We start from the raw sequence: 10,475 nt of genomic DNA on the forward strand, positions 1-10,475 counted from the left end.
GGCGGATGAGGCCGTACCGTATCCGGGTGACGACAGACCTCGCGCGGTTCGCCCCCACCCGGCAGTGGATGCGGGCCCATCCGCTCGCCACCGATGCCGTGCTGGCGTTCGGGGCGTTCGTCGCCATGGTCGTCGGCTCCTTCGCCGATCCGCACGGGCCGCACGGACCCACCTTCGGGACGCGCACCCCGGAGCCGTTCTCGCTGCTGCTGATGCTGCTCGGCGCGGCCGCCCTGGTGTTCCGGCGCCGGCAGCCGCGCGCCGTGCTCGCCGTGACCTGCGGGCTGTCCCTGCTGGAGCTGACCACCGGGGAGCCGCGGGCGCCCGTCGCCATGTGCACGGTGATCGCCCTGTACACGGTGGCCGCCCACACCGACCGGCCGACGACCTGGCGGATCGGGCTGCTCACCATGGCGGGGCTGACCGGCGTGGCCATGCTCGCCGGGCCGCTGCCCTGGTACGCCCAGGAGAACATCGGGATCTTCGCCTGGACCGGGATGGCCGCCGCCGCCGGGGACGCGGTACGCAGCCGGCGGGCCTTCGTCGACGCCATCCGGGAACGGGCCGAGCGCGCCGAGCGGACCCGGGACGAGGAGGCCAGGCGGCGGGTCGCCGAGGAGCGGCTGCGGATCGCCCGGGACCTGCACGACGTGGTGGCCCATCACATCGCCCTGGTCAACGTGCAGGCGGGAGTGGCCGCGCACGTCATGGACAAGCGCCCGGACCAGGCCAAGGAGGCACTGGCGCACGTACGGGACGCCAGCCGGTCGGCGTTGAACGAACTGCGGGCCACGGTCGGGCTGCTGCGGCAGTCCGGCGACCCGGAGGCACCTACGGAGCCCGCGCCGGGGCTCGGCGTCCTGGACGAGCTGGTGGACACCTTCCGGCACGCCGGACTGCCGGTGGAGGTCATCGTCCAGCTGGACGGGACGGCGGGGCCGCTGCCGGCGGCCGTGGACCTGGCGGCGTACCGGGTGATCCAGGAGGCGCTGACGAACGTCCGCAAGCACGCGGGCCCGGGGGCGAAGGCCGAGGTCAGCGTGGTCGGGGTCGGGCTGTCGGTGGAGGTGACCGTCCTCGACGACGGCGGTGAGGCGGCCGACGCGGCCCCGGAACCGGCCGACCCGGGCGGCGGCCACGGCCTCCTCGGCATGCGCGAGCGCACCGGCGCCCTGGGCGGCTCCTGCTTCGCGGGCCCCCGCTTCGGCGGCGGCTACCGCGTCCACGCCATCCTCCCCCTGGGGTAGCCGTTTCCGCCTCGGCTTGACCGCACCATTGGCTTCGCCGACGGCACCATCCCGCCTCGCCGCACCGTTCGGCCTCGGCCGAGCCACTTTCAGCCTCGCCGGCGTTTGAGGCGCGGGGTCTGGGGCGGAGCCCCGGGGAACCATGCTCCCAGCGGGTGGGTAGAACGCAGGGGTGACGTGGCGCAGGCCCCGAGTGGGCGGGGCGGAATGTCAGGTGTTGAGCAGGCGCAGCGCCGCCGGGGCGTAGCGCTCCCCGGCGACCGCGGTCGCCGGGACGGCCTGCTCCAGCTCGTCCAGCTGTGCGGCGGTGAGCGTCAGGCCGGCCGCTCCGGCGTTCTCCTCCAGGCGGGTGATGCGCCGGGTGCCGGGAATCGGGGCGACCTCCGGGCCACGGGTCAGCAGCCAGGCCAGGGCGAGCTGCACCGGGGTGCAGCCGATCCGGTCGGCCAGGGCCCGGACCCGTTCGACCAGGGCGAGGTTGCGCGTGAGGTTCTCGCCCTGGAAGCGCGGGTCGGTGCGGCGGTAGTCGTCCGCGTCCAGCTGGTCGAGTGAAGTGAGGGCTCCGGTGAGCAGACCCCGGCCGACCGGCGAGTAGGGCACGAGTCCGATGCCCAACTCCCGTGCTGTGGGTGCGATGTGGGTCTCCACATCACGCTCCCACAGCGAGTACTCGCTCTGCAGGGCGGTGATGGGGTGGACGGCGTGGGCACGGCGCAGGGTGTCCGCGTTGACCTCCGACAGCCCCAGATGCCGGACCTTTCCGGCCGTGACGAGTTCGGCCATGGCCCCGACGGTCTCCTCGATCGGTGTGTCGGGGTTGCGGCGGTGCAGGTAGTAGAGGTCGATGGTGTCCACGCCCAGCCGGGCCAGCGACGCGTCGCAGGCCTGCCGGGCGTAGGCGGGACTGGAGTCGATGACGGCGCCGCCGGCCGTGCCACCGGGCCCGATGCCTCGGATGCCGAACTTGGTCGCCACCACCGCCTCGTCGCGGCGGCCCTTGAGGGCCCGGCCGAGCAGTTCCTCGTTCCGGCCGGCCGCGTAGGCGTCGGCGGTGTCGAAGAACGTCACCCCTATGTCGAGGGCGCGCCGGATCGTGGCGACCGACTCGGTGTCGTCGCTCGTACCGTAGAAGGCCGACATGCCCATGCAGCCGAGGCCGATCGCCGAGACCTGGAGTCCTGAGGTGCCGAGGGTGCGCTGGTGCATGAGGTGCCACTCCTTCGTTCCGGCCGCGCGTTCCGGCCGGGTCGTGGGTCGGGTGTTCGTGAACCGGTCAGAGGTCGTGAGCCGGCCGGCGTGAGTCGCGGTGGTCGCGATGGTGCGGTCAGGCGTTCGTCAGGGTTCCGGCGGGTGCGGGGTTGTGGGTGCGCGCGCTGCGGGCGGAGAGCAGCAGGGTGAGCAGGGCGCAGGCGGTCAGCACGGCGGCGACGGCGGTCACGGCGCGCGGTCCGGCGGCGGAGTCCACAAGGAGGCCGCCGACCAGGGACCCCACGGCAATGGCGCCGTTGAAGGCGGCCACGTACAGCGACGAGGCGGCGTCGGACTCCTCCTTGGCGAGCTGCAGCACCCAGGTCTGCAGGCCCACGGGCAGGGCCGCGAAGGCCAGGCCCCACAGGACGAGCAGAGTGATCGCCGCGGGCCGCGAGTCACCGAAGGCCCACAGCAGGGCGAGCGAGCCGGCCATCAGGACGAGCGCGCCCACCAGGGTGCCGTGCACCGAGCGGCCGACGACGGCGCCCGCGACGAAGTTGCCGGCGAATCCGGCGGCCCCGAAGACCAGCAGCAGCACACCGACCATGCCTTCGCTGATGCCGGTGACCTGCTCCAGGTACGGGGCGATGTAGGTGAAGGCGAGGAAATGGCCGATCATCACCAGCGCGGTGACCCCGACGGCGGCGCGCAGCCGGCTGTTGCGCAGGACGCGCGGCAGGGCGGCCAGGCTCCCCGTGCCCTGGGCGGGCAGGCTGGGCAGCAGGAAGAGCACGGCGACCAGTACGACGAAGCCGATCGCGGCGACGGCGGCGAACGCGGTGTGCCAGCCGGACCGCTGGCCGATCATGGTGCCCAGCGGGACGCCGAGCACTGAGGCCAGCGAGATCCCGCCGAGGACGAGGGCGGTGGCCCGCACGGCGTGCCGCTCGGGGACCAGACGGACCGCGATGGCCGCGGCGATCGACCAGAAGACGCCATGGGCGAGCGCCACCAGCACCCGGGCGCCCAGGAGCATGCCGTAGGAGGTGGCGATCACGGCCAGCAGGTTGCCCGCGACGTACAGCACCAGGAGTCCGGCAAGCAGCCATTTGCGGTCGATGCGCCCGCACAGGGTGGTCAGCGGCGCCGCGGTGATCGCGGCGACGGCGGCGAAGCCGGTGACGAGGAAGCCGGCGGTGCCCACGGAGACGTCCACGCCCGCGCCGATGGACGGCAGCAGCCCGATGGGAAGTGTCTCGGTGGTGACGAAGGAGAACGTGCCCAGCCCGAGGGCGATCACGGCCAGCCAGGCGCGCAGCGGTGAGGCGCCGGGATCGGGTGCGACGGTGCGCTGTCCGTCCTGGGCGGGAGTGGTTGAGGTCTGTGTCATGGCTGTCGGTCTCCCTGGGGTGAAACATCGGTGGGGCCGTCGGGGCCGGTTCGGGTGAGGACAAGGGCGGAGGTGTCGCTGTCGGACCGGGCGCGGGGACTCCAGCCGTGCGGGCACGGGCCGGCGTCCAGGACGTCGGGTCCCATCGACCAGTGGGCGATCGCGCATCCGGGCACGACGCACAGCGCGTCGGACACGGGGGCGGAGCGGAAGGCGTGGGCGGGGCCGAGGGGGAATCCGTTCACCGGGCGACGCTCCCGACGAGCTGCGCCGCTCGCTCGCGTGGCAGGTGCTTGGGGGACTCGGCGTCCCAGCGGATCAGGGCCGTGCCGACCCCCATGCCACCGCCGAAGCCGGCCAGCAGCACCAGATCGCCGTCCAGCAACGCGCCGGACCGGTTGGCCTGGTCGAGCGCGAGCGGTATCGAGGCGGCGCCGGTGTTGCCGTGCAGGTCGACCGGCAGGTGGGCCTGGGCGTTGGGCAGCCCGAGGCTGGGGATGACCTCGCCGACCATCACACCGTTGGCCTGGTGCGGAACGAAGTGCCTGACCGCGGCCGGATCCACGTCGTGCGCGGCCAGCACCCCTTGGACGGCCGAAGGCAGGCGCTCGTTGACGAAGTCGCGGACCTCGCGCCCCTGCATCTTGAAGAAGTGCTGGCCGTTGGCGAGGGTGCCGGCCGAGGCGGGGTGGCGGCTGCCGCCCGCCTGGACCCCGATCAGCGCGTGGAGGCTGCCGTCGGTGCTGGTACCGGTACCGACGATGCCGAATCCGGGCCGGGCCGGGCCGAGTACGACGGCTCCCGCACCGTCCCCGAACAACACCGCGGTCTTGCGGTCACTGTGGTCCAGGATCCGCGAGTAGACGTCCGCGCCCACGACCAGTGCGTACTTGGCCTCGCTGTGCTCGCTGATCCCGGCCAGCAGCTGCGCACCGGTCTGCAGGGCGAAGACGAAGCCGGCGCAGACGGCGTTGATGTCGAAGGCGGCGGCCTGCGTCGCGCCGATCCGGTCCTGCACCAGACAGGCGGTGGCCGGCTGCGGGTGGTCGGGGGTGGAGGTCGCCACGATCACCCAGGCGATGTCGCGTTCGCAGATCCCGGCGTCGTCCATCGCGGACCGCGCGGCGGCGGTGGCCAGGTCGGAGGTCGCTTCGTGCGGCGCGGCGCGGCGGCGCTCGCGGATGCCGGTCTTGCGGACGATCCACTCGGAGGTGACCCCGGCCCGTTCGGCGACCTCGGAGTTGGGCACGATGTCGCTCGGGAGGTACGAGCCGGATCCGACGATGCCGATGGCTGACGTTGCTGGTGAGTACACGGTCATGGCTGGTGCTCCAAAGGAGTGGAGGAGGGCCGGGCGTCGAGCAGGGCTCGCAGCGCGGGGTCGTCGCCGACCGCGACCGCGTGGCCGACGCATTCGAGCATCGGCAGGTCGGATGGGTGATCGCCGTACGCGTAGCAATCCCGCGGGTCGATCTCCGGCCGGGCGGCGAGGAACCGACGGACCGCGACCGCCTTCTGCGCACCGATCATCGGGGTCTCGATCAGCCCCGTGTAGGTACCGCCACCTCCCGGGCCGGCCGGGCCGTCCGCCTCGACGAGAGGGCGGCTGCACAGCAGGTGCCCGGCGCCGACGGCCCTTGCGATGGGGTCCAGGCAGGCGGGGAACGAACCCGAGACCAGGACGATTTCGGCACCGGCCTCGCGGTGGGCGCGCAGCGCGACCCGGGTCGTGTCGATGAACAGACCGTCCGCGGCGCGGTCCGCGAACCAGCGCTCGCCCCAGGCGGCGATGGTGGCAACGGATTCACCCGCGTAGGCGGCGTAGTAGGCGCGGTTGATCTGCTCGCGCGGCGTGCCGGCGTCGGCGGCCCGCCGGAAGCCGGTGAGGAGCCGGTCGTGCTCGGCCGTCCCCGCGGCACCGTGCCGGCCGGTCAGGTGGTACCGCAGGAAGTCGAACATGCTCTTGCAGTGGATCAGGGTCTCGTCCACGTCGGCGAAGACAAGGTAGGAACGAGAGGTCATGACGGGTCCCTCCTTCTGATGCGGGATCGGGCTCCGGGGCCGCCGCGCGACGGTGGCGGGCGCGGTGGCGGCGCCGGTCATCGCGTGCGGAAGACGTCGCGCGCCGCGTTGAGGCCGTTCACGGCCGCCGGGACACCGGCGTACACGGCCATCTGCAGGATCGTCTCGACGGCGTCCTGCGGTGTGCCGCCGGCGTCGAGGGTCGCGTGCACCTGTGCCGTGAGCTGCGGCCGGAGCGTGCCCAGGGCAGTGCAGGCGGCCACGGAGACGATGGCGCGGGTGAGCGGGTCGAGACCGCCGCGCGACGTGACGGGGTCGAGGTGGCCGAAGGCACTCTCGACGACATCGTCCGCGAGGTCCGGGTCGAGGGCGCGCACGGAGGCCAGCACCTGCTCGCAGACACCGCCGTCGTCGTCGAGGGCCCGCAGCGTTCGCAGCCCGCGCTCGGACCGTTCGGCGGACGGCACGCCCGCGCCCGTGGCCTCGGCCTCGGCGGCGAAGACGGACCGGACGACGCCCAGCGCCTTCAGCGTCGCGGGGAGACCGGCGTAGCCGCTCAGCCACAGGACCGTTTCGACGATCTCGCGGCGGTCGCACCCGACGTTGCGTGCGCCCCGTACGTGGAACTCCAGCTGCGGGGCGGCGTTGCCCAGCGCGGTGAGTGCCGCGACGGTGACGAGCTGGCGGGTAGGCAGCTCCAGGCCCGGGCGGGAGCAGATGTCGCCGAAGGCGAAGCCGACGACCAGCTCACCGAAGCCGGGGGCAACGTCCTGGAAACCGTCGAGGATGCCGGGCCGCTCGGTGGCCTCGATCCGGCGCAGCGTCCGCAGCCCGCGCTCCATGCGGTCGTTGTCGTGCTCGGTGCCGGGGCAGGGGGTGCTCATGCCGGGGTTCCTTCCTGGTGCGGTGCGGTGCGGTGCGATGTGGTGCCGGGCGCCGTGCCCGGCACCGGTGCCGGTACCGGCACGGGCACCGGTGGTGCCAGGGGCGGGCGGTGTCAGACGCCGCCGGCTCGGCTGAGCCGCGCGAAATCCGGGTCGGACCCCATCGCGCCGCCTTCGGACCAGCGGTTTCGCGGCACCTCCTGGACGTAGACGGTGATCCGGTCGCGCGGCGCTCCGGTGACCCGGTGTACGGTCTCCGTCAGCTCTTCCACGAGCTCGCGGCACTTGTCGTCGTCCTCGCTGGGCCAGGTCGTCACGGAAATGATCGGCATGGTGGTGGTTCCTCTCGTCAGCCGTTGGTGATGAATTCGCCGAAGCTCGGTCCCTGCAGCTTCAGTTGCGCGTGGATGTCCCCGCCCAGGCCGAACCGGCCGATCGCCCCGCCGTAGTTCTGCTGGTAGCTCATCCACAGCACGACGACGTTCACGATGCGATTGCCGCCGGTGCCGGGCGCCGGGAAGGGGTCGGGCAGCACCGCCCGATAGCGGCCCCTGCCGTCCTGGTCGGTGACGAAGGCGTTGGGCACCCCGAGCGGTCCGGGCCGGGTCGGCCCGGCCGGGTCCAGGTCGTGCTCGCGCAGCGACATCACCGTGTACAGGCTGTTCGGCAGCATCCCGGAGAACTCGAAGCCGAACTCCCCGGATTTCCTGTCGTCGCTCAGCCGTACCTCAAGCTCGCCGCGCGCCCGGCCCCAGGTGCCGAGCGTCACCGGTTCGGTCACCTTCGGCCCGTCCTGCGCCCGCAGGTCCGGCACGGCGACCTGGTGGAACGGATAGCTGGGGCGGACGACCTCGGACGCGTTCGGGAACTGTTCGGGGGCGAACACCATCGGGTAGTTGCTGCACGGCAGCGGGAGCGGCAGCGTGTGGAGCACGATCTCGTTGTCAGCAGGGCTGAACTGGCTCGGATGGTCCGGCAGTTCACGGATAATGCGGTACGGCTCGTTCCCGCCGAACTCCGGCAGCGGACTGTCGGCGGCGACGATCGCGCAACCCCAGCCGTTCGAGACGCCGCCCGCCCCGTCGTCACGGTTGATGCGACCGATCACGACGAAGTCGCCGTTTGCATCCATCACTTCGCTGGGCGGGTAGGCCGGTCCCTGGGTGGTGAGACTCAGTTGGTAGGTGCGCGACGGTCCCATCCGCTTCTCCTCATCTGGATCCTCGTTCTGCGACCGGTGTCGGTTCCTCGTTCTGCGACCGGTCGGGTTTCCGGTTCTGCAACAGGTCAGCGTGCGGCGCCTACGCCACGCGGGCGTAGATCGTCGTGTAGAGACCGCGCTCGCCGCCCGCGATGAAGCGGTCACCGGCCTGGCGAACGATCTCCTGGTAACGCGGGGAGGTGAACACCGCGTTGTACTCGGCCGGGTCGCAGTTGAACCCGGAGACGAACATGACACCGGGTTCGGTGCTGAGCACCGAGTGGTACGCCTCGAAGGCCTCGACCTCGTCGGCGCCGCGCACCACGTCGTAGATGGTCTCCTCACGCCAGGCGCGGTACGCGCTGTACACCCGCGGCGGCACCTCGATGTGGCGCATCTGCACGTAGGCCGTCTGCGGCAGCGGGGTGTCAACCGGCTTGGGCGCGTCGACGAAGCCCAGCACCTGACGGCGGAAGTCGCCCTCGGCCGCCGGGGCCAGCGTCTCCCACAGCTGGTCCCAGTCGGCGCGCAGAGCGCCGAGCTGCTCCCAGCCGGCGACCGGGGCCAGCTCCAGGAGGGTGGAACCCTCCAGGCTGCGGAACAGCGCACGGCCTTCGAACGCCGACGCGGCGTGGTGCGCCTTCCATGCGGTGGCGGCGGCATCGACCTGGTCGGGCTTGACCGACAGTTCCACGGCGGTGATGAGTGATGCGGACATGACTGTGCTCCTCGGGGGATCTGTGAAAGGGAGAACCGGGCGACGCCGGGGGTGCGGCGGCGGCCGGGGGAACGGCCGGGGCCGGGGTCTGTCAGACGCCGGAGAGGGCGTCGGCCGGGGCCCGGAGCGTGTGCTCGACGGCCCGGCGGGCGCGCTGGTCCTCCTTGGCCTCGATCACGTCGGTGTCGAAGGCGGTGAAGGCCAGCTGGGTGAAGGCGGCGCGGCGGCCGGCCTGGTGGATGCCGACCTCGGCGCTGAAGGAGAGCCTGGACGGGTCCTGCGTGCGGGACTCGGTGATCCGGTACTCGATGGTCGAACACAGCGGGAACAGGAAGTTCTCGAAGGCGGTGTTCATGTGCTCGATGACGAAGTAGTACTTGCGCTGCGGCCACTGGGCGGCGAAGAACCGCTCGGTCACGGCGAGGAACATCTGCCGGGACGCCTCGATGGCGACCATGCCCTGCACATGCTGGCCGGTCTGGTGGTCGAGCAGGAGCTCGTTGTCGTTGTGCAGCCGCAGTCCGGCGCCGAAGAGCGAGTCGTCCACCTGGTGCAGATCCGCGATCAGGGCGTTGGCGACCTGGTGTTTGTGGACCTCGCCGGCTCCGCTGAGGGTGGAAGGCTGGAGCCGGATGTGTATGCGGTCCAGGCCGCGATGACGCAGTTCCTCGACGATGAGGAACACATCGGCCTCGGACACGCCCTGGGCGCTTTCGATGAGGACCGGGTCGCCCTCCTTGGCGTAGACGCCGCGCCGGATGTCGTCGACTAACTGCGAGACGGTGAAGACGTTCTCCTGGACGGAGAACCCGCTGAACCGGTCCCCGACCAGGACGATGCTCTGGATCGAGTGATTGATGGGAACTCCTCGGTAGTGGAGCCGTGCGGCATGGAAGTGCCACGACGGGTGACCAGAGTGATGAGTGTGCGAAGCGCGGAGACCGTCGCGGCTCCGAGCGCCGTGCGGTCCCCGGCCCGGGCTGTGTGCCGGGCTGTACCGGGCCCCGGGGCTCTGTCGGAGGTGCCTGCCGGGCTGACGTCACCGACACTAAGCGATCATGAGAGAGGGTGCAACCAACTAGATGGTTTTTCTGAACTATCCAGTTGGTTGGCTATGTTCTAAGCTGAGTCCATGACCAAGGACGCAACCCGCGACACGCCGACCCGTCTCCTGGACGCGGCCCGTGCGGAGTTCGCCAAGTTCGGCATCGCAGGCGCCAGGGTGGACCGCATCGCTGAGCGGGCTGCGGCGAACAAGCAGCGCCTGTACTCCTACTTCGGCAGCAAGGAACAGCTGTTCTCCACCGTCCTGGCGCGCGCCTACCGGGAACTGGGCGAGCAGGTTCCGGTGCCGACGACGCGGGAGGACCTCGAGCACTACGTCGGCCGGATCTTCGACTACCACCGCCGTGACACCAGTCTCGTGCGGCTCCTGGCCTGGGAGGGCCTGCACTACGGAGACGCCGAGATTCCCGGCGAGGAGGAGCGCCAGGCGTACTACCTGAGCAAGAACGAGACCCTCGGCAAGGCACTGTCCCTCACCTCGCCGCAAGAGGTCGGTCATCTGCTGATGACCCTGATCGGGATCGCCTCCTGGCCCTTCGTGGTGGAGCAGCAGCGCCGGCTGATGGCAGGCCTCGCGCCCGCCTCCGAAGAAGGCTGGGACCAATTGCGCGCCAGCCTTACGTCGTACGCCTGCGCGGTCATCAACAGCCTCGCGCCGGCACCGGGCCCCGGTGCTTCACCGTGACGTCCAAGGGCCCGGCGGGGCTGAGGTGGCCCGGCTGAGGCCGGGGGTTTCCCTCATGAAGGGTGCAGAAAC

At 71.6% G+C, this 10,475-nt stretch carries 12 protein-coding genes; 2 read left to right on the forward strand and 10 right to left on the reverse strand.

The features are described 5' to 3' along the window. Window positions 1-5: 5 nt before the first annotated feature. Window positions 6-1,247 (forward strand): sensor histidine kinase, encoded by a 1,242-nt coding sequence (locus tag ACFY04_RS01775; RefSeq protein ID WP_389113716.1) that lies wholly within the window; start codon window positions 6-8, stop codon window positions 1,245-1,247. Window positions 1,248-1,457: 210 nt separating this feature from the next. Here the strand turns inward: ACFY04_RS01775 and ACFY04_RS01780 are convergent, their stop codons facing one another. From ACFY04_RS01780 to ACFY04_RS01825, 10 genes are all read right to left on the reverse strand, one after another. Beyond that, complete coding sequence (locus ACFY04_RS01780; RefSeq protein ID WP_389113717.1) at window positions 1,458-2,453, reverse strand: aldo/keto reductase; 996 nt, start codon at window positions 2,451-2,453, stop codon at window positions 1,458-1,460. A gap of 118 nt (window positions 2,454-2,571) precedes the next feature. Continuing rightward, on the reverse strand, window positions 2,572-3,828 hold the full coding sequence (locus ACFY04_RS01785) for an MFS transporter (RefSeq protein WP_389113718.1): 1,257 nt from the start codon (window positions 3,826-3,828) through the stop codon (window positions 2,572-2,574). Beyond that, the gene (locus ACFY04_RS01790) at window positions 3,825-4,073 is read right to left on the reverse strand and encodes a hypothetical protein (protein ID WP_389113719.1); all 249 of its coding nucleotides are present in this window, start codon (window positions 4,071-4,073) and stop codon (window positions 3,825-3,827) included. The genes ACFY04_RS01785 and ACFY04_RS01790 overlap by 4 nt, the downstream gene beginning before the upstream one ends. Further along, the gene (locus ACFY04_RS01795; RefSeq protein WP_373038843.1) at window positions 4,070-5,149 is read right to left on the reverse strand and encodes a 3-oxoacyl-ACP synthase III family protein; all 1,080 of its coding nucleotides are present in this window, start codon (window positions 5,147-5,149) and stop codon (window positions 4,070-4,072) included. Before ACFY04_RS01795 ends, ACFY04_RS01790 begins: the two co-directional genes overlap by 4 nt. Next, window positions 5,146-5,850: an HAD family hydrolase gene (locus ACFY04_RS01800; RefSeq protein ID WP_389113720.1), complete on the reverse strand. Its 705-nt coding sequence runs from the start codon at window positions 5,848-5,850 to the stop codon at window positions 5,146-5,148. Before ACFY04_RS01800 ends, ACFY04_RS01795 begins: the two co-directional genes overlap by 4 nt. Before the next feature lie 77 nt (window positions 5,851-5,927). Next, a complete protein-coding gene (locus tag ACFY04_RS01805; RefSeq protein ID WP_389113721.1) occupies window positions 5,928-6,734 on the reverse strand; it encodes a carboxymuconolactone decarboxylase family protein in 807 nt (268 codons plus the stop codon). 113 nt (window positions 6,735-6,847) lie between these two features. Beyond that, window positions 6,848-7,066, reverse strand: a complete 219-nt coding sequence (locus ACFY04_RS01810; RefSeq protein ID WP_326591245.1) for a tautomerase family protein — start codon at window positions 7,064-7,066, stop codon at window positions 6,848-6,850. A gap of 17 nt (window positions 7,067-7,083) precedes the next feature. Continuing rightward, window positions 7,084-7,935 (reverse strand): hypothetical protein, encoded by an 852-nt coding sequence (locus ACFY04_RS01815; RefSeq protein ID WP_389113722.1) that lies wholly within the window; start codon window positions 7,933-7,935, stop codon window positions 7,084-7,086. A gap of 100 nt (window positions 7,936-8,035) precedes the next feature. Beyond that, window positions 8,036-8,653 carry a hypothetical protein gene (locus tag ACFY04_RS01820; protein ID WP_326591242.1) on the reverse strand — a complete coding sequence of 206 codons (618 nt, stop codon included), beginning with the start codon at window positions 8,651-8,653 and terminating at the stop codon, window positions 8,036-8,038. A 91-nt stretch (window positions 8,654-8,744) separates the two neighbouring features. Then, window positions 8,745-9,353, reverse strand: coding sequence for an AfsA-related hotdog domain-containing protein (locus tag ACFY04_RS01825; RefSeq protein WP_389113723.1), 609 nt, complete (start codon window positions 9,351-9,353; stop codon window positions 8,745-8,747). A 432-nt stretch (window positions 9,354-9,785) separates the two neighbouring features. On the opposite strand from ACFY04_RS01825, the gene ACFY04_RS01830 reads away from it, so the two are divergent. Then, entirely contained in the window at window positions 9,786-10,403 is a 618-nt protein-coding gene (locus tag ACFY04_RS01830; RefSeq protein ID WP_389113724.1) for a TetR/AcrR family transcriptional regulator, read from the forward strand. Window positions 10,404-10,475 lie beyond the last annotated feature (72 nt).

Origin of the sequence: Streptomyces sp. NPDC001549 (assembly GCF_042894025.1) — a bacterium.
Taxonomy (GTDB): Bacteria; Actinomycetota; Actinomycetes; order Streptomycetales; family Streptomycetaceae; genus Streptomyces; species Streptomyces kutzneri.